The sequence below is a fragment of the Haloferula sp. A504 genome, assembly GCF_044385805.1.
In the GTDB taxonomy this organism is placed as follows: domain Bacteria; phylum Verrucomicrobiota; class Verrucomicrobiia; order Verrucomicrobiales; family Akkermansiaceae; genus Haloferula.
In genome coordinates this window covers 73,875-97,012 of record NZ_JBISBU010000006.1, presented here as the reverse complement: position 1 = coordinate 97,012, position 23,138 = coordinate 73,875, and the positions used below count along the sequence as shown (strand labels likewise).

The window sequence follows — 23,138 nt, the reverse complement described above, 5'->3', positions numbered from 1 at the left end:
CCCACCACTTTCAGTGACACCCCCACCCACCCCCGGCCTTGCCGGGCACCCCACTGGTCTGTTAGCGTGCCGCCCTGATGAGCGAGTGGTACTACGCCCACGGCGGCGAACAGAAGGGTCCGGTTCCCGTTTCCGAGCTCCAGCGTCTGGCCGGCACCGGAGAATTCGATCCCGCCGCCGACCTGGTCTGGCGGGACGGCATGCCCGACTGGAAGCCGGCCGGTGCGGTCGAGGAACTTGGATCCCTGTTCCAGCCCGCCACCGAGGAGCTTCCCACCGCTCCGACCACTGCGGAACCCGCGACGCCGGCCTCCGGCGACTTCAATCCCTACGCCGCACCGGCCGCACCGGAAACCGTCATGGCCTCGTCCGGAATGGCCGGGGACGACCGCCAGGAAATCCCTCCGGGCAGCGACCCGCTCCAGGTGGGTGCCTGCATTTCGCGGGGCTTCGAGTTGATGAAGGCGAATCTCGGCATGGTCATTGCCGTCGTGGTCATCTTCGGAGCCATCTCGTGGACGGCGGGCTCGGTCTTCGGGGTGATCGAGGGACTCCTCGGAGGCGGCATCCAGCCCGGGTTCGAGATCGATCCCCAGACCGGCGAGTTCCAACCGCAGAACCAGGAAATCACCCCGGCCCAGGTCCTGGTTTCGATCGTGGTGAACCTGATCAACCAACTCGTTTCCGTGTTCCTCGCCCTGGGAATGACCCGCATCGGACTGAACATCGTCGATGGCCGGGAGTTCACCATCGGCATGCTGTTCGGAGAAGCCGGCAAGCTGGTTCGCGCCTTCCTCGCCGGGCTGCTCTACGGATTGGCGGTCGCGGTGGGATTGGTCCTGCTGATCGTCCCGGGCATCTACATCGCCCTCCGCTATGGCCAGTACCAGTCGGCGATCGTCGACCGCGACATGGGCGTGATGGAGTCGCTCGCCTACAGCTCACGCATCACCGAGGGACAGAAGTGGCCCCTCCTCGGCCTGGCGATACTCAGCTTTCTCATCGTCATTGCCGGCGTCCTCGCGCTCTGCGTGGGCGTGGTCTTCGCCTACCCCATCGTCTGGCTCGCGGGCGTGGTGGCCTACCGCTGGATGCAATACGGATCGGGCGTGGTCCGCCCGGCCAACTAATTGTCCACGGTGCTTGCGATCCCATTTCGCCAACCGCTAGGATGCAGAGGCGATGAGTGAATGGTACTACGCCCACGGCGGCGAACAGAAGGGCCCGGTCCCCGTCTCCGAGCTTCAGCGTCTCGCCTCGAACGGCGACTTCGATCCCGCCGCCGACCTGGTCTGGCGGGAGGGCATGGAGGACTGGAAGCCCGCCAACATGATCGACGAACTCGGATCGGCATTCCAGCCCGCCGCCGCCGTGGCCCCGACCGGCACCGCCATTCCAGCGCCCGCGGCCGGCGAGGTGAATCCCTATGCAGCGCCAGCGGCAGTCCATCCACCTGCCGGATCGGGATCAGGCATTGAAGAACTTCCGAAAGTCAAAGCGGCGAACTTCACTCTTGTCGCCGTTTTCACCTTGGTCGGCGTCATCGGCATGCTCGCCAGCTACGGATGGCTGTTCGCCGTGATTTTTCAGATGACCTCCGCAGGGAATGCGGCTCCAGAGGAAGCCATGACCACTCCGATGATACTCATCTACCTGTCTCTGATCCCATGGATGACCGGCTGGATCATCGGTTTGGTTCATCTGTATCGCGGGTGGGTTTTGCTTCAGCCACATACGCATTACAGCACCCCGGGAAAGGCAGTTGGTTTCCTCTTCATTCCCTTCTACAACCTTTACTGGTATTTTGTCGCTTATTGGCGATGGGCTCAGGAGTGGAACCGCCTCGTGGCCAACAACCCCAACCACCCCCAGGCACCGCAGATGAGCGAGGGCATGTTCCTCGCCTATCCCATCACCGCTCTTGCGTGCGGCATTCTCAGCGTGTTCGGCCTGATTCCGATGATCATCGTTTACCTGCTTGTGCAGCGGTCGATCGCACGGGCGGTCAACTACGCCGCCGTTCGCTGAGACCACGTCCCCGACTCGTTCAACACCCGCATCGGCCCGGCCGGTGCGGGTTCTTTTTTGCCGATCCCCGAAAGTTGTCTGAATAAATTTCACGGCACCGCGGTCGAAGGGACGAATCCGAAACACACATGCCATGAAGAACTTGTTTGCACTCCTCACCGTGATCGGCGCCGGCTTCATCGCCGCTCCCGATGCCGAAGCCCGCCCCGGTTGCAACAGCAGCCACACCTACGTCAGCCACTACACCAGCTGCGGTTGCCCGGTCTACGTCCAGCGCTACGTCGCCTACTACGACCGCTGCACCGGCCGTCCGATCTACCGCACCCGGACGCTGTCGGTGAACCACCGCTGCCGCTCGCACCACGCCTACGGCCACAGCTATGCGCCCCGCACGCACTACGGCCGCAGTGTCCGGAGCCACCGCTCGACCGGCTTCCGCATCGGCCCGGTGATCGTCGGCGGAGGCTCCGCACGCAAGTGCCGCTGATCCACCGGATCCGACTCGACGCGGGGCAAGGGGCCGAGCATCCTTGCCCCGCGTTCATTTCGTGACCACCCGACTCGTCATCCTGCTGGCCTGCCTCGCCGTCCCGGCCGCCGCCAATCTCGCCTCCGACGAGTTGCTGGCGGCATTCCAGACCCGGCTTGAAAGGGGCGAGTCGATCGACCCCATCTGCGAGTCCCTCGAGGACAAGGACGGCGACACGCTCAAGGCGCTGCTGGCCGACCTCAACAAGGCGTGGCCCGGGGTGCGCGACCGCTACCTCAAGACATTGGAGGACGAAGCCGCTTCGGTGGTCGGCGGCGGGAATGATTCCCGGAAGCGCATCCGGGACCTGCGCGAGGAGTTTCTGCGGATCCGCAACCTCGACGAGGCCCCGATGAAGCCGCTGCTCAAATCCAAGAGCATGCCCGCGGTGGAAGAACTCCGCCAGATGCTGGCCCCCAGCGCGGGTGAGATCGTGGCCAAGCTCCCGCCGGCGACCACCAAGCTGCGGCAAGCCGCCACCCAGCTCGCCCGATTCCGCGATGCCGCGCTCGATGCCGACTATTCCGCCACCCCGAGCGACTCGGTCGAACAACTCGCCGCTGCCGAGGCGCGCATTGCCGCTGAAACCGGTGACTTGCCCCGCGATGGCCTGCGGATCCTCGAGAAGAACCGCAGGACGGCCGAGGACACGGGGGTGCCCGAAGACGAAGCGCGGGGAGTCGAAGAGGCAAACCTGTGGCGTCTGCTCGTCGGCCTCAACGCGCTCGAAATCGATCCAAAACTCTGCGAGGCCGCACGCGACCACTCGAAGGACATGGCCGAGCAGGGGTTCTTCGCCCACGAGTCGCCGGTTCCGGGAAAGGCCACACCCTGGGACCGGGCCAGGAATTTCGGCACCACGGCCTCGGGTGAAAACATCTACGCGGGCTCGACCCAGCCCGAGTCCGCCAACAAGGGCTGGTTCTTCTCACCCGGCCACCACAAGAACCTCTTCGGCGCCAATCACACCCGGATCGGTCTTGGTCGGCACGGCAGTCACTGGACGCAACTCTTCGGCAAGTAGCGCGCGTCCCCCGTGCGCAGGGAATGCACCCGCCCACAGGCCCGGCCACAGGCCCGCCCACAGGCCCGGCCGATGGCCCCGGCCGGCAGGAGCCATCGGCCCACCCTTGCATGCTCGGACCAATCGGGCGTCATGCCATGTCGGCACTCCGGGAGCCGCGCGATTCCGCCAAGCACCAGAGCAGGGCGACCGCACCGGCGGCACCGAGAAACGCCCCGGCAAGCAGGCCCAGCCCGATGATGGACGCATCACCCGCCAGCAGGGCGAGGATCAAGGCGGACGCCATCAGCGCCGGACCGGCAAGCGTCAGGCCGATGGCGATGCCATAACTCAGGACCGGTCGCACACTGGCTTTCCAACCGTTGCGACGGGTCACGGATTCAACTTCAGCATTCATGGTATTACTCATAGGACGGCTCCCATGATCCGCAACCGGATGAACGCCGAATGATCCCGGGGTGAAACCTTCAAGCGTCTTGCGTGAGAGTCCCGTGACGGAGCACGCCGCGCATCATCACGTCGTCGTCGAAGCGGCGGAAGCTCACCCCGTCGAGCCCGCAACCTTCGGGGAGACCCCCGCCCCCCAACGCGGGAACCGGCCCGCCGCACAACACCGGCGCCATGAATGCCACCACCTCGTCGATCAGTCCCGCTTCGGCGAAGTCCGCCGCCAGGCGCCCCCCGCATTCGAGCATCACGGTGGCGACATCGAACTCCGACACCATCTCGCGCAGGACCGCCGCCAGGTCGCCGCGCGGACGCACCACGGTGCGCTCGCGATGACCGTCCGCGAACAGCGGCGCATCCTGCGGCAACGAGTCGGGCCGATCGGTCAGGACCAGCCGCCACGGCTGATCCCGGCCATCCAAGTACTGCAAGTCCCGTAGATTGAGCCGGGGCCGGTCGCGGCGCACGGTCTCCCCGGAAGTCACGATGGCATCCACCCCGGATCGCAGGCGCTGGACCTCGGCGCGCGAGGCCGGCCCCGTCAGCCACATCCCCTCGCCCGGCGGACGGGTCAGGCGCCCGTCGAGGCTCATCGCCGTCTTCCACAGCACCCACGGCAGGCCCGTGGCCTGCACCTTCGAGAAGGGACGGATCAGGTGCCGGGCTTCGTCCTCCAGCACGCCCCGGGTCACTTCGATTCCCGCGGAATGAAGCACGCCCACCGCCGCCCCCGCGTGGGCGGGGTTCGGGTCGGTGCAGGCGAAAACCACCCGGCCGATGCCCGCTTCGACCAGGGCACCGGTGCATGGCGGCGTCCGCCCGTGGGTCGAACACGGCTCGAGCGTCACGTAGGCCGTCGCCCCGCGCAGCGCCTCGGGGCCGTGGATCCCGGCGACCGCGGCGATCGCCTCGCGCTCGGCGTGGGGTTGGCCCGCCCGTCGATGCCATCCCGCGCCGATTTCCATCCCGTCGCGAACGATCACGCAGCCCACCGGCGGATTCGGCGCGGTCTTCCCCACGCCACGTTCCGCTTCCTCGATGGCCCTCGCCATCCACCGTTCGTCATCGGTCACCCTACCGAAATGCCCGCTCCCGGCGCTCCACGCAACTCCGGGATTGATGGATCGCCGAATCTGCGCAAGCTTGTAGCTGCATATCGCCCGTCAGAATTCGTCACCAGACCCGTCCCAAGCCCATGAAATCCATCGTTCTTCTCCTCGTCCTCATCGCCACCTCGCTGCCCGCGTTTTCCAACGATGCCGAGCGGCTCTACCAGATGGGTCTCGCCGCCATGAACCAGGGTCAACCCGAGGCCGCCGAGAAGGCCTTCCGGGAGGCGCTCAGAATTCAGCCCAACCACGCCCAGGCCCGCTACCAGCTCGGCCAGCTTCCCGCCCGGGCCGAGGCGCTCAAGGCCCAGCGCCGTGCCGCGGAACTTGCCGAGATCCGGTTGCCGGCCATCGACTTTGCCGGCGTGACCCTCAACGAGGCGCTCGCCGCGCTCGGACAGATGATCGAGACCGAATCGGCCAAGAGCCGCGGCGAAGACAAGGCGCTGACACCCAACTTCATGGTGCAGGATCCGGGCGGGTCACTGGGTGACAAGGAAGTGAACCTCCGGCTCAAGAATGTTCCCGCCAAGGTGGCACTCGACTACCTTCTCCAACAGGTCGGCGCCACCGCCCGCTACGACGAGCACGCGACCGTGATCCGGCCGGCCAAATGAGGTCGTCGCCTCCCGCCTTCCCCCGCCCGCTTCCCCTGTCCATGATCGGCCCGTGGGCCAGCGAATCCTGATCACCGGCGGCGAGGGCGACCTCGCCCGGGCCATCGGCCATGCCTTCGAGAGGGCGGGCGACCGGGTCGATGCGCCGGGTCGCAGGGATCTCGACGTCGCCGATTCCACTTCGGTCGAGCGGTATTTCGCGACGGCGGAAACGCCGGACCTGCTGATCGCCAATGCCGGGCTGGCGGAAGACCGGCTGCTCGCGCGCACCGCTGAGGATTCGTGGGATCGCCAGCTGGAGGTCAACCTCCACGGTGCCTACCGCTGCGCCAAGGCCGTGGCCTGGGGGATGATCAAGCGACGGAGCGGTCATCTGGTCTTTGTCGCCAGCCATGCGGCATGCCATCCGGCCCCCGGCCAGGCCACCTACGCCGCCGCCAAGGCCGGGCTCCTCGGCTTTGCCCGCTCACTCGCCCGGGAGCTCGGCCCCGCCGGAATCCGCGTCAACACCCTGCTCCCCGGATTTCTCGAAACCCGGATGACCGCCGGAGTCGGCAAGGATCACCGCACCGCCGTCCTCGCCTCCCATTGCCTCGGCCGACTCAACACCCCGCAGGCCACCGCCGATTTCCTCGTCCACCTCCACCACCACCTCCCGCACACCTCCGGCCAGGTCTTCCAGCTCGACAGCCGGCCGGAGTAGCCCGAATTCTCAACGGGACGTGGTTCATTCGCCCCACAGGCCGACTGCAACCGGGGGGCACGAACAGCGCCGGGGAGTTCCTCAATGGCATCCAACTCATCATCAGTTCTCGCGGTGTGCGAATCGGCAAATACCCAATCAAGACCAAGCCCGGCCGACCCCATCCCGACGAACTGAAAATCACCCTCATCGGACACCACATGCCCGATGCCATTCTGCGCGTCGCCAAATGGAGCGCGGAAAGACACGGACTGAGGAAATCGAAGGAGCAAGACGGCTCGTTCCGTCCAAAACTACCATGAATGCCGTATCCAAATGTTAAAATGCAGCACCTGACCCCATTCACACCAGCGCCTCCGCGAAGGCCTTGCCGATGCGGGCGAAGAACTTGGCCGAGCCGTGGTAGTGGAAACCCTGGTTGGAGCGCCCCACCTCGTACTGGAACAGCTCCTCCTCACTCAGGGCCTCCTCGATCTTCGCCTTCTTTTCCGCCTCCAGCTTGGCGGCATCCTCCTTCCACTCCCCGCCGTCTTTCCGGCGCTGCTTGATCTCGCGATCCCGATCGGCGAACTCCTTGTTCACGGCATTCACCTTCTCCATGACCGCCTCGATCTCAGCGGGCCAGTATTCGTGGGTGAAGACGTTGGCGACCGTTCCCTTGAACTCGTCCGACTCTCCGGGTGCGGCCATCGCCTTGCGGAAGGCGTCCGTGTTGTCGCCGGCCGATTCGCCGCCGGTGCCGAGCACCCCGATCACGAAGGGCAGCCCGGGAGCGGAGAGGTCCTTGCGGACGTCGCGGATGAAGCAGGCCAGCAGCCGGCTGTATTCGGAGTAGTCCTTGACGCTTTTCTTGCCCTGGGCGGGATCGACCCGCGGGTAGTTCCCCACGAGGTCGTTGAAGCCCTGGAACCAGACGAAGCCGGCCAGCTCGTAGCCCTCCTTCTCGTCGTAGTCCGGATAGACCTTCTTGGGATCGGCCAGCACTTCCTTCACGTGGTCCATCATGTGACCGTAGTACTTTCCGGCCCGCTCCTTGGCCTTTTCATCCTCCAGTTCACCACCGCTTGGCGGGCGGAAGTCGACCATCAGGCTCTTGCCGCCCCAAGCATTCTTGATCAGCAGGATGGGCTCGCCGAGGTGCTCGTGCATCGTGATGCCGAAGGTCAGCTCGGGGCCGATCTTGCCGGTTCCCACGTGGTGCTGGCTGCCGAAGCCCGAGGTCAGCTGCCCCGAGCGCTTGCCCACCGGATTTCCTCCGAAGTCCCCGTAGGAATAGGCGATCCACACGTCCTCGATCGTCGCCGGCTCACCATCGGCATCGACCATCTTCTTGTAGAGGTCGGCCGTCTTCGGGTCCTTGGCGACCGCGGGGAAGGTGCGGGTCTGGGCATGGCCCTCCATGTTGGACTGGCCGGTGAGGATGAAGACCTTGAGCGGCTTGGCAGCGAGAGAGCCGGTCACGGCGGCGGCGGCCATGGCAAGCAGAGCCATGGAGGAATAGGGGCGGGTGTTCATGATGTTGGAATTGGGGGGGTGGCGCTCGTGCCTACTTCGCCTGCTGCTGGAGCATCGCGGTGAATTGCTCGACCACCTCGGCACCGGCCTTGCGGCGGTAGTCTGCGGCAAGCGCGGCATCGCCAACGGCCTCCATGTAGGCACCGGCAAGGGCGTGGGCGGTCGGATCGTCCGGGCAGAGCCGGGCGACCAACCGGGCGAGGAGGGCGTGGTCCTCGAGCTTGAGGTCCTCCATCGCCACCGGCACGACCTTGCCGCCCTCCTCGGCCTGGAAGGCGAGAATGCCGCTGCCGCTGGCCTCCAGCAGCTTGACCCGGGATCCGGTGATCGAGAGATCCATCGGCAGCGGCTCCAGCCGGCCGTCCTTGCTGATGCCGGCGAGGGACTGCAGCAGCGAGGTGGCGAGCAGGTTCTGGTAGGATGACGACACGCCGGTCTCCTCCTCCGGAGCGGCCTCCTCCGCGACGAGCAGTTCCTCGCGCTGATCCCAGGGAACCAGCTTGAATTCCTTGATGGTGATCCCCTTCGAGTTGCTGTCGGCGGTCCGCTTGAAGCGCAGCGTGTTGCGACCGTTCTTCAGCTCGACCGCGATCGGCTCGCTCGTGCCCCACAGGCCGACCGTGTGGGGCAGCGGCATCGGGACGACCTCGTCGCCGTTGACCGTGACATCGAAAGACTGCTTCCAGCTTGGCGTGGCGAGCCGGGCGACGAGCGCGTGCTTGCCCTTGGTCCTGGTCTGGAAGGCATACTCGAACTCGGCATTACTACCTCTCCCGTAGTGGAGCTGCTTGCCGCCGAGGCTGCTGTCCATGAACTGGATGCCGCGGCTGCCTTCGGTCGCGGCAGCGGGGATCCGGATCACCCCGTCCTCCTCGCGGATCTTGCGGTCGTCATCGGTGATCTCGACCTCGACGATCTCGATCTTCTCCTTGGTGTCGCTGGCCTCGGCGATGTCCTCGCCGACGGCTTCGAGCGTCTTGGCGTCGGCGGCCTCGATCAGGGCGCGCTGGGTGTTGAGGGCGATGCCGTTCCAGAATCCGGGCTCGGCCTTGCCCTCCAGTCCCCAGACGCGCTTCTCACCCATCAGGTCGGCAATCCAATGGGCACGCTTGACCCGCAGGTAGTGGGCGCCGGTCGCCCGTGCCTGGGTGGTGGCGAGGAAATCGCGGTCGCGATCGTAGGGCGTCTTGGTCCAGCCGGCGCCCCAGCCGCCACCGAGGCAGACGACCCAGCCGTCGGGGGTCCAGTGGGCCAGCGCGGCGTGGCCTTTCTGCGGGCGGGCGGTGGTGGGAATGCCGAAGGCGCGCAGAATGAAGCGGCCGATGAAGGCGCGGCGCCCGCACACGCCGCCATTCATGAGGATGTTCTGGAAGAACTGCAGCTCGTCCTTGTCGTCCTTCACGTTCTGCGAGCCGTAGGGAATGTCCGAGCGCACCAGCGCGACGTAGCGCCAGCGGTAGTCGTTCATCGTGATGTGGTCCGGACGGTAGGTGCGCAGCATTTCGCGGCCCCACACGCTGATCTCGTCGGGCTCCTCGCCGTCCACCACGTAGCGCATGTCCCACACGGTGAGGTTGGCGAAGGCCGGGTCGAGGCGGCCGTTGAGGAAGGCCTTCTCGTACTGCAGGTAGCGACCCACCGGATCGACCTCGGCAGGGGCGTCGGTGGCGGCGACCGCATTGCGCTGCTGGTGGGGGGTGGCGTGCTCGAGGCTGATCGCCAGCGCCAGGCGCTGCAAGGTGCCCTCGATGGGTTGCTCGCTGGCCTCGCGGATCCCGTGGTAGATCTCCATCGCCCGGCCGTAGTTGCCGCCGCGGGCACCGTCGGCCACGGCCATCTGGACCAGCAGGGCGTCGTCGGCGAGCATCGCCTCGATCATCGCCTCCTGTTCCCGGCCTTGTCCGGCAAAGGCCGCGAGCTTGTCCGGCGTGGCTTCGTTCATCACGACGAACTTCGCCAGCGGTCCGTCGTAGGTGTTGCTCGTCAGGAGCTTCTCCAGCCCGAGATCCTCGAGCGCCTGCATCGTCCGTGCCTTGGCGGCGGCGAGCGTCTCCTGCGCCTGCTTGAGGGCCTTCTCGGCGGCCGGCTTGTCCTTGAGGGCTTCGTCGAGCTGTGCCTGCCGTTCCTCGAGTGCCGCGAGTCCTTCCTGCTTGTTCTTTTCCCACTTGGCGAGTTCCTGCTCGGCCGCCTTGCGTTCGTCCGCAGTCTTGGCCTCCTTGAGTTTCGCCTTGGTGGCGGCGATGCCCTTTTCGGCACCGCCGATCCACTTGCCCTTGGCGTGAGCGACCAGCCCCTGGGCCGCCCCGACCTTGCCGACGCGGTCCCGGGCCTCCTTCAGCTTCACCTCGGCCTCGGTTTCGGCCTTGCGGGCGGCGAGGTAGTCCGCCTTGCCGCGTGCATCGATCCGTGCCAGCGCCTTTTCGAGGTCGGCCTTGAGTTCCTTGAACTGCTTCTCGTACTGCGTCCCGAGCCGCCGCTCGCTGTCGGAGGAAATGGCCCAGCTGTTGGAAATGGCGACGGTCGTGACGGCCAGCAGCAGGGTTTTTGCGATGGTGTGAGCTTTCATGGAGATGGTGGGTCCTCGACCGAAATATAACGTCGGGCGGAGTCCTTTCGTGTCACGGAAAATCACCGGGGGTGCCGGGACCGGCGGCGGTTGCCGTGGGATCGACGCCCCGGCGGGCGGTTGGCGGCCCGGCCGGTACTGGACTCCCCGCCGAATCGGTCCAGTGTAGGGCCCATCCGCCTGCCCATGACCCGAAGAATTTCCGCCCGCCATGGAGTCTGAGTCCCGCCCGCCGTCCGAGTTTTCCGTGGCCGGGACGCTGAGAAGCGGGCTGATGCCCTTCGTCGGTTACGAACTGCTGGTCCGCCTGCTCGGCGCGGTCCTCTTCGCGCCGCTCGTGGCCTGGCTTTCCGCCCGCCTCATCGCCCTCTCCGGCAGCGGTGCGGTCAGCAACTATGACCTCGCGGGCTTCTTCCTGTCACCGACCGGGCTGCTCTACCTCGCCGTCGTGGTCAGCCTCGCCTTCGCGCTGGTCTTTTTCGAGTTCGGCGGGCTGCTCGGCATTGCGCTGGCCGTCCACAAGGTCGGGTCCATTCATCTGCCGCGGCTGCTCCGCCTGCTGTTCGCCGCGCTGCCGCGGCTGTGGCAGCTCTCGGTGCGCCAGTTTCTCATCTATCTCCTGATCGCGGCGCCGTGCCTCGCGGTGACCGGGGCGACCTATCTCGCGCTGCTCACCGAGAGCGACATCAACTATTACCTCATCGCGAAGCCGCCGGCATTCTGGATCACCGTGGCGGTGGCGGCGGTTTGCGCGCTGGCCTTCCTGTTCCTTGCCGGCCGCCGTTTTCTCGACTGGATCTTTTCCATCCCGCTCGTGCTCTTCCATGGGGCCACGCCCGTCGAGGCGATGCGTGAAAGCACCCGGATCGCCCGTCCGCAGCGCCGCGAACTGCTGATCATGCTGCTGCGCTGGGCGGGCATCGGGGTCGTGCTTTTCCTCGGCCTGTGGCTGGTCATGGCGGCCCTCAAGTGGGTCCTGCTCGGGCTCGCGGGAGACCATGTCGGACTGGTGCTTTCGATGACCGCGGTGCTCAGCGTGCTCCAGTTCCTCGCCGCCGGACTGGTGAGCCTCGTCATGAGCACGGTGCTCGCCTGCATGGTTGCCCGGCGCTTTGTCGGGTCGAGGCCGGGTGTCGCGCTTCCGGAGCCCCTGACGACCCGGGATTCGGGGGTTCTTGCCAGGCTTGGGCGGCTGCTGCGGATCGGCTGGGTGGTCGTCCTGGGCTTCACGGCGCTTTCGCTGGCGGCGGCGAAGCGCATCGCCGACAGCAGCCCGATCGCCGAGGAGGTGGGGATCACCGCCCACCGCGGGAGTTCGATCACGGCCCCGGAGAACACCATGGCGGCGATCCTGCTCGCCGTGGAGGAGGGTGCCGACTACGTCGAAATCGACGTCCAGGAAACCAAGGACGGCACCGTCGTCCTGGTGCACGACAAGGACCTGCTCCGGGTCTTCGGCATCCGGAAGGGCATCTGGGAGGTGACCTACGACGAACTCAAGGATCTCGACAGCGGCGGGTGGTTTTCGCCCGAGTTCAGCGACCAGCGGCTGGCGACGCTGGACCAGGTGATCAAGGCCGTGAAGGGGCGGGCGCGGCTCAACATCGAACTCAAGTTCAACGGTCACCAGCAGAAGCTCGCCCGCGAGGTGGTGCGGATCGTTCGCGAGAATGATTTTGTCGACGACTGCATCCTGACCTCGCTGGATTACGAAGGCATTCTCCGCGCCCGTGCCGCCGGCCCGGAGTTCCGCACCGGACTGATCGTGACTTCCTCGATCGGCGATGTGACCCGCCTCGAGGGCGAGCTGCTCAGCGTCAGCGCCAAGGCGGTGACGCGCGACCTGATCGACCGCGCCCACCACGCCGGACTCGAAGTGCACGTCTGGACCGTCAACGACCTGCCGCTGATGAACCGGATGATCGGCATGGGGGTCGACCAGATCATCACGGACGATCCGAAGCTGCTCGCGGAACTGATCCGGGAGCGCGCTTCGCTTTCTCCGGCCGAGCTCACGCTTCTGCGGCTCGCGGACATCGCCGAGAACCGGCTTTGAGAAGTTCGCCGGGCAGGAGCTCCTGCGGCTCTCAGTAACCCAGCGCGGTTTCGAACAGCGCCCGGATGTTGGCGGCCGGCACGTTGGCCTGGATGTTGTGCACGCTGGCGAAGACGAAGCCGCCGTCGCGCGGCCGGAAGGCGTCGAGATTGGCCCGCACCTCCGCCGCCACCTCGTCGGGGCCGCCCTTGTCGAGCGTCCCCTGGCTGTCGCACGAGCCGCCCCAGAAGGCCAGCCGGCCCCGGCATTCGGAGCGCAGCTCCTCCGGGTCCATCCCGGTGCAGGAAAGCTGGACCGGGTTGAGCGCATCGACCCCCATCTCGATGATCGAGGGGATGAGCGGCCGGATCGCACCGTCGCTGTGCAGCAGGACCTTCCAACCGGTGTGCTCATGGATCCAGTCGAGGCCGCGCTGGTAGAAGGGCAGCAGCTTCTCGCGGAACATGCCGGTCGCGAGGAAGGGTGCGCTCTGGGTGCCGAAGTCGTCGGCGATCTGGATGACCTGCACCCGGTCGCCGACCGCCTCGTGGAATTTTTCGAGGTTCGTCAACCAGGTCTCGACCAGCAGGCCGTAGAGTTCCTCCACGTAGTCGTCTTCGCTCGCGAAGGTGATCATCCAGTCCTCGAAGCTACCCTGGCCGATGCCGTTGAACAACTCGTAGGGCGGCCCCATCGCGGCGATCACCGCCTTGTCGGTCTGGTCGTGAAGCACCTGCGACAGCGAGTGGTAGTGCTCGAGGTCGGCGTCGGACACGCCGGGTGGTCGCCACGTCGCGAGGTCGGGATGCGAAGCCCCCGGATACTTTTCGTAGCGGTCGAAGTAGTAGCCCTGGTAGGGCATCCGGGCGATGACCTCGTCGCCGCGGCGCAGCACGAGCGCGCCATCCTCCTCGGTCTCCGGGTTGAAGCCTCCCGGCACCTCGACTTCCGTCCCGTCCCACAGCCGCCACGGCTTCCAGTCGCGGTTTTCAATGCCGAAGGCGACCTTGGGGCGGTTGAGGCCGATCGTGTCCGAGCCGCTCCAGTCGAGCACCTCCTGCTCGATCTCGGCCAGCTGCTGATAGAGGTCGAAGACCCGGAAAGGGGCCCGGGTGTCGAGCCCGAGCGACTCGCGCAAAGGCTGGTAGGCGAGCGCCGCGATGCCGCTCTGGCGGGTGCCCCCGAGATCGATCGGCACCCGGTCCACGGGCTTGTGGCAGAGGGCGGCCTGGATGCGTTCGCGCGAGTTCATCGGAAGGTTGTTGGATGCCTTTCCTCGATAGCCGAAACGCCCGGTCCGGGACAGCCCGGATGTGCGGATCCGCGTCATCCGGGCAATACATCGGCGGGGGTGTAGCGGAAAGTGGACAGCCCGCTGAATGTCCCTCTGGGGCTGGCCCGGAGCGCCTGTCCATCGCCCCGGGTGTCACTGAAAGTGGTGGGCATGGCCGGGACTTGCCGGCCGGAGAATCTTCCCGGCGTCAGGATATCGGATTCGCCAGCGAGGCCATATGAGGACCTCAGTCCGCTCTTCCGGCGTGGTTTTCTCCCGGGCCGACTTCGGCCGGCAGGCATCCCCCTCTAGCCTGAACATTTCATGAAATGTTCGCCCGGAGGGCCGATACGCCCCGACAAGTCGGGGCTATCGGGGCTAGCCCCGACGCCGCACGGCCGACACTCCGTGCCGACCGTGCCGAGTCGGCTTCTCGTCGCAGCCTATTGACCGACCCACGTCGGCGAAAAACGCATGCTTCACTACGTGAAACATGCGGGCTAGACTGCGGCGATTGATCGCCGCTTTGGCGAAGCATTTCAATGCGAGCCGGGCCATCGGCGATGAATCGCCTCCATCAAAGCGGCGATGAATCGCCGCAGTCTAGGTTTCCCGGGACTCTTCCGGAGTCTTCAGACGGACGCCCCGGCACCACTTTCAGTTGCACCCCGCCGGCGGGCAGGGTTTGACCGACAGCCTCCGGCTTGGGATGGTCCGGACGTGAAACGCCTTCTCCTTGCCGCCTTCTGCCTGTCAGGCAGTCTGTTCGCTGAAACGGAATCAAGCCGCCCGAACTTCATCTTCTTCATCTCCGACGACATCTCGCAGGAGGACCACGGCTGCTACGGCCACCCGGTGATCAAGACCCCGGAGATCGACCGGCTGGCGACCACCGGCATGCGCTTCGATCGCGCCTACCTGACCATCAGCAGCTGCAGCCCGACGCGCTGCAGCATCATCACCGGCCGCTACCCGCACAACACCGGTGCGCCCGAGCTGCATTCGAAGCTGCCCGACGACCAGACGCGCTTCCCGGAGCTGCTGCGCGAGGCCGGCTACTACACCGCCCTTTCGGGAAAGAACCACATGTTCGGCAGGCAGGACAGGGCCTTCGACAAGATCACCGGCGGCGGCGAGCCGGGCGGATCGTCCGACTGGGTGCAGATCGTCCGCGATCGTCCCAAGGACCAGCCGTTCTTCTTCTGGTTTGCCGCCTACGACGCACATCGCGGCTGGAAAGTGAGCGACCACGCCCCCGAATACGATCGGTCCGAAGTGGTGGTGCCGCCCTACAACTTCGATGGTCCGGAAACCCGCAAGGACCTCGCCCTCTACTACCACGAGGTCAGCCGCTTCGATCACTTCGTCGGCCGGGTGCGGGCGGAACTCGAACGCCAGGGGATCCTCGACAACACCTTCCTCGTTGTCGCCTCGGACAACGGCCGGCCCTTTCCCCGCGCCAAGAGCCGGCTCTACGACAGCGGCATCAAGACCCCCTGGGTCGTGCACTACCCGAAGATCATCAAGGAAGGGGCCGTCACGCAGAGCTTCGTCAGCGTGATCGACCTCAGCGCGACCTGCCTCGAACTCGCGGGCGTCGGGATCCCCGAAAGCATTCAGGGGCAGAGCTTCCTGCCCATCCTCGAGGACCCGCAGGCCACGGTGCGCGAGGTCGTCTTCGCCGAGCAGAACTGGCACGTTTACCGCAACCAGTCGCGACTCGTTCGCTGGGACGACTTCGCCTACATCCGCAACTATTTTCCCAAGCAGATGAACCTGTGCTCGGAGTCGGACACCACCTACCCGGCGGGCAAGGAGCTGTGGCAGGCGCACGCGGAGGGGCGCACCAACGACAACCACTGGCAGACCTTTTCGAATCCCTATCCGGAGGAGGAACTCTACGACCTGCGCAAGGATCCCGAGCAGCTCACCAACATCGCCGGTGAGGCAAGCTCCGCCGAGGCGCTCCAGCAGGCGCGCAAACTTCTGGCCGAGTGGACCGAGGAAACCGGCGACACGCTGCCGGAGAACCCGACGCCCAGCCGCCACGGACCGCCGCGCATCGTCGATGGCAAGGTGCTGGGCTGGGAGAAAGGCCCGGGGGGCAACCCCCACGCGGAGTTTCCCGGGGCGGCCCGCAAGGCGACGACCATCAACCACCCGGGTCCGCTGCGGCCGTGACGGACTGGCAAGAATTTCGGGTGCCACGGCTCCCGCAAGCTTCGTCTTACTCGCCCTTCAAGGCGACCCCGAGATGCTTCTCAAGAGTAGGCACGTCGTCTTCCGACACCTTGTTGTCGAGAACCCGCACCCCGAGGCGGCACCTTCCCCCTCTGAAGTCCCAAAAGTGCAGGTAGCGTGTGCGCCCGATACGCTCTGCGCCAATGGGGATGGCCATGTCCAACGAATCGAGGCCCGGCATCTCCGGGATCCGGGCACGTTGTTCGAAGAGCGTTTCATATTGCGGAACCAGCCTGCTGAACTGGACTTCGCTGAAAGTTGCCGCTCTCGGTTCCAATGCCCGCAGCCCTTCCGGTCCGGAACTGCCGTAGCAGCGGAAGACGTCCGCCTGGGTTCCGAGCAACCGCCGAGCCGCGTCGGCAAGCGTGTCGACCATGCCCGTGTCGAATCGATCGGGTGGAATTCTTGCACTGATGAGCTTCGTCTCGGGAGACTTGGATGGATAGAGGTTCCACTCCGGTTTCTCACCTTCTTCGTCGAGCTTTTTGGAAAGCTCGGACAGATACTTCCGCTCTCCCGCTTCCCGGATGGCTTTCCAGAAAGTCCTGCCTTTGAGCCTTCCTGCGAAGACATTGGCACCGTATCTGGCAGGAGTATTCCCGTACGTCGGCCGGTATGAAATGAGCATCCCGGGAATCTCTCTGAGATCATCCAGTTTGAGGAGCTGCGATCGCGCCTGCTTGCCCAGGCAGTCGGGCAGAAAGTAATACTCGGCAGTGTAGCTTTCGCACCCCTCTTGCTCCTTGAGGAACGCCTTCATGTCGGATGCCAAATCGTCTCCACCCCGGAGCATCTCGTGACCGGCTTGCGCCCCGACGGAGGGGATGATTCCAAACTCCAGCCAGGCGTCGCAGATCTCCCGGTATCGGGAGACCGCCCGGTCGGCGTCGAGGGTCACGGGATTGGGATCGATGAGGACGGGACCCAGGCCGTATTCCTCGCCGCGGGATTCTCCCGACGCGAACCACTCGCTGAAGTCTCCGAGCGGGGCATAAGCATCCTCGAATGCCTGGCGTTGTGCCGAATCGAAAGATGACGACGAATACAACTCCTTGAGTCTCACGGGCGCAGGTTCTCAGGCCCGGTTGCGGGCCGCAAGCGTGCCTTGGATGGCGATCGATCCTGTCAGTCCGCCCCGCCCGCGATTTGCTGGACAATCCCGCACAATGAGTTGACCGGGCGGACCAAGTGTATCCAATAGGTTCACCCCCTCCCACCCATCATCCCGCCATGAAATCGATCGTCTCGCTTTCCTTCGTCATTTTTCTGGTATCGGCAGCCGCATCCGCCCGCACTTGGACCGATACGACGGGTCGCACCATGGAGGCCGAGATCGTCCGCGCCGACGTGCACTCGGTGACGGTCTCGCTCAACGGCCGGGAGGTGAAAATCCCGCGGACGAAGTTGAGCGAGGCCGACAACGCCTACTGCGACCGCTGGCTGGAAAATCTCGGCACGGGGGAGGCCGTCGAGGAAGACATGGAGGAGAAGGAGGCGGAGGACAAGCCGGCTCCGGACCGGCCCAAGGTGGCCGCCGGCGAAGCGAGCTTCGACGGCAAGCCGCTGATCACCGGCGGCAAGGTCAACAAGTATGACTACCCCTACGACGAAAGACGCATGGCCATGATGAAGAAGTGGAAGTCGGAGGACACCGGCTTCAAGATCGCGATCGCCGTGCCGCACGGCTTCGATCCTTCAAAACCCCAGAAGGTGTTCATCCCCAACACGGCGGTCAACAACGCCAAGCAGGGGCTCTCCGGCAACTTCGGAGTGGTGGGTTTCTACGCCAAGAAATGTGTCGAGAATGGCTGGGTCTGCCTCGCCTATGACACCAACCTCGGGCGCAAGAACCATGACGCGGACCTGTATTGCACCTTTGAGAAGCTCCTCGAGGTGTGGCCGAACAGCAGGAACTGGGAATATGCCGTCGGGGGATTCTCCGGAGGGGCGAAGGCCTGCTGGCAGCCTGCCGCCTACCTCATCAAGAATGACTACAAGGTGATCGGCGCCATGCTCTCCGGCTGCAATCAGGACCTGAGTGATCACTACCGGGGTCGGTACAAGGCACCCAAGGCAGGTTACTCGGATATCAAGGTCCACCTGAGCAACGGCAAGTGGGACGAGGTCGCTCAAGTCGAGAAGCAGGAATACATGGAGAAGAGTCTCAGGCGCAACGGAATGCGCAACGTCAAGAAGACGATGCACGACGGGAAGCACAACCTCGACCTGAACGAGATCGATATCGCCCTGCAGTGGTTCGAACAGGGCGGGTGAGGGTGTTGGTCCGAGAAGAGGAAAACCACCGAGCTCACGGAAGACACCGGTCGGCCGCTCCCGGGTCACCGCAGATGCCCCGGTGCTTCTTGATCTCCGACATGAGGTAGGATTCGGGCCATGCTTCGATCCGCAAGGCCCGTCGTCGCCGGCCCTCCGAATTGCCGGCGGGTGGATTCGGGTTATGGGTTGCTTCCAGGGGTGGCGGCGGGGTATGGACCTCGCCCCCGGCGACCTTCTCCCCGCACAGCAGTCGCGTCGCCCGCAACCAACCGAAAGGCAAACGATGGCATTCACACCCAGCAAGGACCACAAGCGCCACGCGCGTGAACTGAAGAAGATCGAAAAGCGCCGTGCCCGCGAGGAAGCGAGGGAGGAGAAGCTCCGCGCCCAGCAGGCTGCCGAGGAGGCCGCGGCGAAGGAGGCCGCCGAGAAAGCCGAACAGCAGGAGCGGGCGAGGGAGGAAGCCGAGTTCGAGGCCGAGTTGAAGGCCGAGGAAGAGGCGAAGCGCAAAGCCGAAGGTGGCGCGTGATTGCCGGGGGCGGCGGCTCGTGGTTTCGAGGGGCCACCGCAGGAAATCAACCGAGGATGAATCGGTGCCATGCCCCGCTCTGAACCTTTCCCCCGCTCGGTGAGTCGCCTGCTGCGCCTGGGGGCGCTGTTCCTTCTCCTTCTGGCTCCGGCGCGGGCCCGCTCGCTGGATGATCTCCAGAAGACCTTCATGGAGAACTATGACGCGCTCAATCTGGAGCGTGACCAGCGATTGGAAAAGCTTTCGGGCGGATACCTGCAGGTGCTGGAGCGGCTCATGGACCAGGCGGCCGCGGCCGGCAGGCTGGAGGCCGCCCTGCCGATCCGGGATGAGATCGAGACGGTCCGCGAGGGAAACGGACGATTGGAAGATCTGCCGGACACCAGTCCGGACTCGCTGAAGGAGAACCGCGGAAAGTACGTCGCCGCCCGGAAGAAAATCGACGACGACCACGCACGGGAACTGGTCGAGTTGGCAGGGCGCATGGAGAAGCTGCTCAAGCAGGAGGAGGTTGAACTGACCCGGGCGAAGAAGCTCGACCAGGCGGTTGCCGTGAAACGCATGCGAGAGGTGCTGGCCGAGGACGCCGGCCTGGAACGGGCGAGGGAACGGATGGCATCACTCGGCGAGGGCAGGGCACCTGGTGTGGCGGATGGCATCCCCCCGGAGATCAAGAAGCAGGTGTTCACCGTGGGAAAAACGACCTACTACCTGTTTCCCGATCCGATGACCCACGCCGAGGCGACAGCCGCCTGCGGGAAGATCGGCGGGAGCCTCCTCAGCATCGGCGGCAAGGCGGAGTATGATCATTTCCACGGCTACTCGGTCGAGCACCGCAAAGCGCTCTGGATCGACCTGCAGGACGAGGAGGAGGACGGCGACTGGCGTCACGCCGATGGGACCAGGGCGCGCTTCCTCAAGTGGCAGGCCGGCGAACCGAATGGTGGCGATGCGCAGAAACACGTGATGATCGGCCACCAGGGTTCGTGGGACATGCGGGACGTGAATCCCGACGAGAAGTTCCACGTGATCTGCGAGTGGTAGAACCCTTCCCGGACTGCCCGACGGTGTGGAAGGCCAGGTCCTGCAGACGGATCCCAGCTTCGGCTGGTCCTTTTTCGGCTCGCACGAGCCGGTCCTGAGAAAATGAAGGCCAGCGTCGAGAAGGCCGGCCTCTGATCCGCAGCCGGGAGCCGAAATTAGGTGATAGGATCGAGGCTCTCCGACCGTCCGGAAAGCATCGCTTCGTGCGCTCCCGACTCCATTCATCATGAAACTCATCACCCTCTGCCTCGCCGCCGCGGCCCTCGTCTTCTCAAGCCCGACATCCCACGCGGCCGCCCCGGCCGGGGAGAAGGAAGGCCCGCGCCCGCTCGCCGTTCAACTCGGCGCACCGTTTCACGATCACGCCGTGCTCCAGCGCGGCATGACCGTCCCCGTGTGGGGCTGGAGCAAGCCGGGAACCAGGGTCACGGTGGAGTTTGCCGGACAGAAGGCGTCCGCCACGGCCGCCGATGACGGCAAGTGGGTGGCCGAGCTGAAGGACCTGAAGGCCAGCTTCGAGCCGGCCGAGCTCGTCATTCGCGAGGAGGGCGGCAAGACCGAAACGCTCACCGACATCCTCGTCGGCGAAGTGTGGATGGCTTCCGGCCAGTCGAACATGCAGTGGACGGCCGCGAAGAGCGCGGTGAGGTCCCTGGCGGAGGCATTCGCCGCCGAGAACGAGGGCAAGGTGGCTCCCATCCGTGAATTTCAGGTTTCCTCGGTGACCTCCCAGCTGCACCCGATCAAGAAGGCGACGGGCTCGTGGAAGAACGGCAATTACGGCGACTACAGCGCGATCGCCTTCGCCTTCGCGCACAAGATCTACGGCGAGGTGAAGGTGCCGATCGGCATCCTCAACTGCTCGTTCAGCCAGACCGCCATCCAGGCGTGGGTGCCGCGTGAGGGATGGGCCGCCGCCGAGGACGACTACAGCAAGGCGATCCACCTCAAGTGCCTGCAGACCGATCCGTCCACGCCCGAGCACAAGCAGGCGTGGACCGCCTTCTACCAGTCCCTCGAGGACCAGATCGCGGCCAGCGAGGCGGCGATCAAGGCGGGAAAGGAAGCCAGGGAGATCGATGAACCCCTGCCCGGGAACCTGGCCGGAAACCGCGATGCCAACTGGCTCTTCAACGGCCGGCTGAGCCCGGTCGTCCCGTATGCCATCCGCGGTGCGATCTGGAACCAGGGTTATGCCAACATGGGTGAGGGACTGCCCTACTACAACAACCTGCACAACCTCGTGCGCGGCTGGCGCCTGGTCTGGGACAAGCCGGAGCTGCCGGTCTATTTCCACCAGTTCTACAGCGCCGGGATGAACAAGATCGGGCAGGAGGACAACTCGCCGAGCATCAGCTCGTCCGCCGAGATGCGCCTCGGCACCTGGCTGGCCCGCGACATTCCGAACACCGGCATGGCCTCGCAGATCGACATCAGCGGCGCCATCCACTACTCCGCCAAGGCGGTGCCCGGGCAGCGCCTCGCCCTGCACGCGCTCAAGAACCAGTATGGCCAGAAGGACCTCGTGGCCGATGGGCCGATGTTCAAGTCGTACAGGGTCGAGGGTGACAAGATCATCATCGAGTTCGACCACGCCGACGGGGGCCTGGTGGTCGCAAGCACTGCCTACAACGTGATCGGGAAGCACGAGGACTCCACCGGCTACGCCGATCCGAAGATCATTCCGGACGGCGACGCCCAGGTGAAGCTCTTCTACGTCGCCGGCGAGGACCGCGTCTGGCATCCGGCCAGCATGAAGATCGACGGAGAGAAGGTGATCGTGAGCTCGCCCGGCGTGAAGAAGCCGCTCGGCGTTTCCTACGGCACCGGCGAGATCGGATGGCAGCCGAACCTCTACAACAAGGCCATGCTGCCGATGACGCCGTTCATCTACTTCGACCAGAAGATGGTCACCAGCGAGGACTGGCCGGATGAGAAACTGAAGGTGGCTGGTGAGACCATCGATCCGAGCACCGTCGGCAAGATCTACGAGTACCGCAAGATGCCGCTGCTCAGCACGCAGTTCCGCGACGACGCGGTGTTCCAGGCCGATCAACCGGTCACCATCTGGGGCTCGACCCGGAACTTCGGCGAGTGGCAGGCCGAGCCGGAGGAAGGCGACTGCAAGGTCCACTTCGAGTTCGGCGACATCAAGGAGGTCATCGACGTCGCGCCGGAGATGGTGGAGTGGAAGGTGACCCTGCCGCCGATGAAGGCCGGCCCCGAGAAGCACACGCTCAAGGTGCAGTTCACCATCGATGGCGAGTTGGTGCACGAGCGGGTCGTGACCGGCATCGTGTTCGGCGACGTCTGGTGCGTCATCGCTCCGGGACTCGGCAAGGGTGGGAAATGGTCCACGCCGGAGGTCAAGCCGTCCGGCCAGATCGTGCGCATGATCGAGAACGAGTCGAAGCGCGGCGGCCGGCCGGACCCCAGTCGCTTCAGCATCTGCGTGTCGCGGACTCCGCGGGTGCTTGATGAGAACGGCAAGGCCAGCAACCGCTTCGCCTCGTATTGGAAGGAGGCCGAGGGGATGGCGGCCGCCCTGGGCAATGCCATCGCGCAAAAGACGGGTCGTCCGGTCGGCATCATCTTTCTCCAGGAGAAGACCGAGGACGTCCCGCTCAAGAACTGGATCGCCCCCGCTTTCCTCAAGGATGCCCCGAGCCTGATGGAGGACTACAAGACCGTCGGCAGCAAGTATCCCGACAACCCCTACTACCTCGAAAACGTGCGCCGCTACATCGCCGACTGGAAGGGTTACTGGGGCGAATACATCCCGACGATGATCAAGACCCGGGCCGTGCCCGAGGGCGCTGAGTGGGGGGAGAGCTGGGGGCATTATCCGTCGCCCAAGCCCGAGATCGGCGACTCGACGGCTACGGCCGCCTACAACGTCTACGTCCACAGCTTCACCCCGGCCGCACTCAGCGGTGTCGTGTTCCTCGCCGGTGAGGCGACGGTCGCCGCCGACCAGGGGGCGAACTTCGGCCCGGAGATGGCGGCGCTGGCGAAGAGCCTCAAGGCCCGCTTCAACCTGTGGCAGGACGACACGGACGTCCCGCTGATCTACACCGTGCCGGGCAAGTCGCTCGCGCCGAAGATCACCAAGCCGGAAGGCATCGCGGGTGAGAGCAAGGCCGTGGAGATCGGCGACTGGCTTGACCTAGTCGGCGTGTTCGAGGCGGTGGTGAAGTAGAA

18 protein-coding genes are annotated in these 23,138 nt (G+C 65.3%); 12 read left to right on the top strand and 6 right to left on the bottom strand.

Going from position 1 to position 23,138, the window contains the following annotated elements; genetic code table 11:
• The first annotated feature begins 77 nt into the window (after nucleotides 1–77).
• The 4 genes from ACG2LG_RS04915 to ACG2LG_RS04900 all read left to right on the top strand — a co-directional run bounded on the left by ACG2LG_RS04915 (nucleotide 78) and on the right by ACG2LG_RS04900 (nucleotide 3,581).
• Nucleotides 78–1,130, top strand: coding sequence for a DUF4339 domain-containing protein (locus tag ACG2LG_RS04915; protein ID WP_396256862.1), 1,053 nt, complete (start codon nucleotides 78–80; stop codon nucleotides 1,128–1,130).
• A 52-nt stretch (nucleotides 1,131–1,182) separates the two neighbouring features.
• Complete coding sequence (locus ACG2LG_RS04910; protein ID WP_396256861.1) at nucleotides 1,183–2,028, top strand: DUF4339 domain-containing protein; 846 nt, start codon at nucleotides 1,183–1,185, stop codon at nucleotides 2,026–2,028.
• 133 nt (nucleotides 2,029–2,161) lie between these two features.
• Nucleotides 2,162–2,515 (top strand): hypothetical protein, encoded by a 354-nt coding sequence (locus tag ACG2LG_RS04905; protein ID WP_396256859.1) that lies wholly within the window; start codon nucleotides 2,162–2,164, stop codon nucleotides 2,513–2,515.
• A 61-nt stretch (nucleotides 2,516–2,576) separates the two neighbouring features.
• On the top strand, nucleotides 2,577–3,581 hold the full coding sequence (locus tag ACG2LG_RS04900) for a CAP domain-containing protein (protein ID WP_396256857.1): 1,005 nt from the start codon (nucleotides 2,577–2,579) through the stop codon (nucleotides 3,579–3,581).
• Nucleotides 3,582–3,711: 130 nt separating this feature from the next.
• On the opposite strand, the gene ACG2LG_RS04895 is transcribed toward ACG2LG_RS04900, so the two are convergent.
• Together ACG2LG_RS04895 and ribD are read right to left on the bottom strand one after the other, a co-directional pair.
• Nucleotides 3,712–3,978, bottom strand: coding sequence for a hypothetical protein (locus ACG2LG_RS04895; RefSeq protein WP_396256855.1), 267 nt, complete (start codon nucleotides 3,976–3,978; stop codon nucleotides 3,712–3,714).
• A gap of 70 nt (nucleotides 3,979–4,048) precedes the next feature.
• Nucleotides 4,049–5,101: a bifunctional diaminohydroxyphosphoribosylaminopyrimidine deaminase/5-amino-6-(5-phosphoribosylamino)uracil reductase RibD gene (gene ribD, locus ACG2LG_RS04890; protein ID WP_396256853.1), complete on the bottom strand. Its 1,053-nt coding sequence runs from the start codon at nucleotides 5,099–5,101 to the stop codon at nucleotides 4,049–4,051.
• Between the two features lie 122 nt (nucleotides 5,102–5,223).
• On the opposite strand from ribD, the gene ACG2LG_RS04885 reads away from it, so the two are divergent.
• Nucleotides 5,224–5,754, top strand: coding sequence for a tetratricopeptide repeat protein (locus ACG2LG_RS04885; protein WP_396256852.1), 531 nt, complete (start codon nucleotides 5,224–5,226; stop codon nucleotides 5,752–5,754).
• Between the two features lie 52 nt (nucleotides 5,755–5,806).
• Nucleotides 5,807–6,457 (top strand): SDR family oxidoreductase, encoded by a 651-nt coding sequence (locus tag ACG2LG_RS04880; protein ID WP_396256850.1) that lies wholly within the window; start codon nucleotides 5,807–5,809, stop codon nucleotides 6,455–6,457.
• A gap of 342 nt (nucleotides 6,458–6,799) precedes the next feature.
• Here ACG2LG_RS04880 and ACG2LG_RS04875 read toward each other — a convergent pair whose 3' ends face one another.
• Both ACG2LG_RS04875 and ACG2LG_RS04870 read right to left on the bottom strand, forming a co-directional pair.
• Nucleotides 6,800–7,972: a sialate O-acetylesterase gene (locus ACG2LG_RS04875; protein ID WP_396256848.1), complete on the bottom strand. Its 1,173-nt coding sequence runs from the start codon at nucleotides 7,970–7,972 to the stop codon at nucleotides 6,800–6,802.
• A gap of 31 nt (nucleotides 7,973–8,003) precedes the next feature.
• Nucleotides 8,004–10,538 (bottom strand): hypothetical protein, encoded by a 2,535-nt coding sequence (locus tag ACG2LG_RS04870; RefSeq protein WP_396256846.1) that lies wholly within the window; start codon nucleotides 10,536–10,538, stop codon nucleotides 8,004–8,006.
• Nucleotides 10,539–10,749: 211 nt separating this feature from the next.
• Between ACG2LG_RS04870 and ACG2LG_RS04865 the strand changes: the two genes are divergently transcribed.
• Complete coding sequence (locus ACG2LG_RS04865; RefSeq protein WP_396256844.1) at nucleotides 10,750–12,594, top strand: glycerophosphodiester phosphodiesterase family protein; 1,845 nt, start codon at nucleotides 10,750–10,752, stop codon at nucleotides 12,592–12,594.
• A gap of 31 nt (nucleotides 12,595–12,625) precedes the next feature.
• Here the strand turns inward: ACG2LG_RS04865 and ACG2LG_RS04860 are convergent, their stop codons facing one another.
• Nucleotides 12,626–13,825 carry a uroporphyrinogen decarboxylase family protein gene (locus ACG2LG_RS04860; protein ID WP_396256842.1) on the bottom strand — a complete coding sequence of 400 codons (1,200 nt, stop codon included), beginning with the start codon at nucleotides 13,823–13,825 and terminating at the stop codon, nucleotides 12,626–12,628.
• A 741-nt stretch (nucleotides 13,826–14,566) separates the two neighbouring features.
• Here ACG2LG_RS04860 and ACG2LG_RS04855 point away from each other — a divergent pair.
• Nucleotides 14,567–16,027, top strand: a complete 1,461-nt coding sequence (locus ACG2LG_RS04855) for a sulfatase (RefSeq protein WP_396256840.1) — start codon at nucleotides 14,567–14,569, stop codon at nucleotides 16,025–16,027.
• Between the two features lie 46 nt (nucleotides 16,028–16,073).
• On the opposite strand, the gene ACG2LG_RS04850 is transcribed toward ACG2LG_RS04855, so the two are convergent.
• Nucleotides 16,074–17,150: a hypothetical protein gene (locus ACG2LG_RS04850; RefSeq protein WP_396256839.1), complete on the bottom strand. Its 1,077-nt coding sequence runs from the start codon at nucleotides 17,148–17,150 to the stop codon at nucleotides 16,074–16,076.
• A 167-nt stretch (nucleotides 17,151–17,317) separates the two neighbouring features.
• On the opposite strand from ACG2LG_RS04850, the gene ACG2LG_RS04845 reads away from it, so the two are divergent.
• The 4 genes from ACG2LG_RS04845 (at nucleotide 17,318) to ACG2LG_RS04830 (ending at nucleotide 23,136) form a co-directional block, all read left to right on the top strand.
• Nucleotides 17,318–18,361 carry a hypothetical protein gene (locus ACG2LG_RS04845; RefSeq protein ID WP_396256837.1) on the top strand — a complete coding sequence of 348 codons (1,044 nt, stop codon included), beginning with the start codon at nucleotides 17,318–17,320 and terminating at the stop codon, nucleotides 18,359–18,361.
• 286 nt (nucleotides 18,362–18,647) lie between these two features.
• Nucleotides 18,648–18,893: a hypothetical protein gene (locus ACG2LG_RS04840; RefSeq protein WP_396256835.1), complete on the top strand. Its 246-nt coding sequence runs from the start codon at nucleotides 18,648–18,650 to the stop codon at nucleotides 18,891–18,893.
• Between the two features lie 69 nt (nucleotides 18,894–18,962).
• A complete protein-coding gene (locus tag ACG2LG_RS04835) occupies nucleotides 18,963–19,937 on the top strand; it encodes a C-type lectin domain-containing protein (protein ID WP_396256833.1) in 975 nt (324 codons plus the stop codon).
• A gap of 226 nt (nucleotides 19,938–20,163) precedes the next feature.
• Nucleotides 20,164–23,136 carry a hypothetical protein gene (locus ACG2LG_RS04830; RefSeq protein ID WP_396256831.1) on the top strand — a complete coding sequence of 991 codons (2,973 nt, stop codon included), beginning with the start codon at nucleotides 20,164–20,166 and terminating at the stop codon, nucleotides 23,134–23,136.
• Nucleotides 23,137–23,138: the final 2 nt, after the last annotated feature.

Excerpts from the sequence above, each read along its gene's own strand:
- ACG2LG_RS04910 (WP_396256861.1), top strand. The coding sequence starts at position 1,183 with ATGAGTGAATGGTACTACGCCCACGGCGGCGAACAGAAGGGCCCGGTC.
- ACG2LG_RS04845 (WP_396256837.1), top strand. The coding sequence starts at position 17,318 with ATGAAATCGATCGTCTCGCTTTCCTTCGTCATTTTTCTGGTATCGGCA.
- ACG2LG_RS04905 (WP_396256859.1), top strand. The coding sequence starts at position 2,162 with ATGAAGAACTTGTTTGCACTCCTCACCGTGATCGGCGCCGGCTTCATC.
- ACG2LG_RS04860 (WP_396256842.1), bottom strand. The coding sequence starts at position 13,825 with ATGAACTCGCGCGAACGCATCCAGGCCGCCCTCTGCCACAAGCCCGTG.
- ACG2LG_RS04895 (WP_396256855.1), bottom strand. The coding sequence starts at position 3,978 with ATGAATGCTGAAGTTGAATCCGTGACCCGTCGCAACGGTTGGAAAGCC.
- ACG2LG_RS04875 (WP_396256848.1), bottom strand. The coding sequence starts at position 7,972 with ATGAACACCCGCCCCTATTCCTCCATGGCTCTGCTTGCCATGGCCGCC.
- ACG2LG_RS04840 (WP_396256835.1), top strand. The coding sequence starts at position 18,648 with ATGGCATTCACACCCAGCAAGGACCACAAGCGCCACGCGCGTGAACTG.
- ACG2LG_RS04830 (WP_396256831.1), top strand. The coding sequence starts at position 20,164 with ATGAAACTCATCACCCTCTGCCTCGCCGCCGCGGCCCTCGTCTTCTCA.
- ACG2LG_RS04885 (WP_396256852.1), top strand. The coding sequence starts at position 5,224 with ATGAAATCCATCGTTCTTCTCCTCGTCCTCATCGCCACCTCGCTGCCC.
- ACG2LG_RS04865 (WP_396256844.1), top strand. The coding sequence starts at position 10,750 with ATGGAGTCTGAGTCCCGCCCGCCGTCCGAGTTTTCCGTGGCCGGGACG.
- ACG2LG_RS04915 (WP_396256862.1), top strand. The coding sequence starts at position 78 with ATGAGCGAGTGGTACTACGCCCACGGCGGCGAACAGAAGGGTCCGGTT.
- ACG2LG_RS04870 (WP_396256846.1), bottom strand. The coding sequence starts at position 10,538 with ATGAAAGCTCACACCATCGCAAAAACCCTGCTGCTGGCCGTCACGACC.
- ACG2LG_RS04835 (WP_396256833.1), top strand. The coding sequence starts at position 18,963 with ATGCCCCGCTCTGAACCTTTCCCCCGCTCGGTGAGTCGCCTGCTGCGC.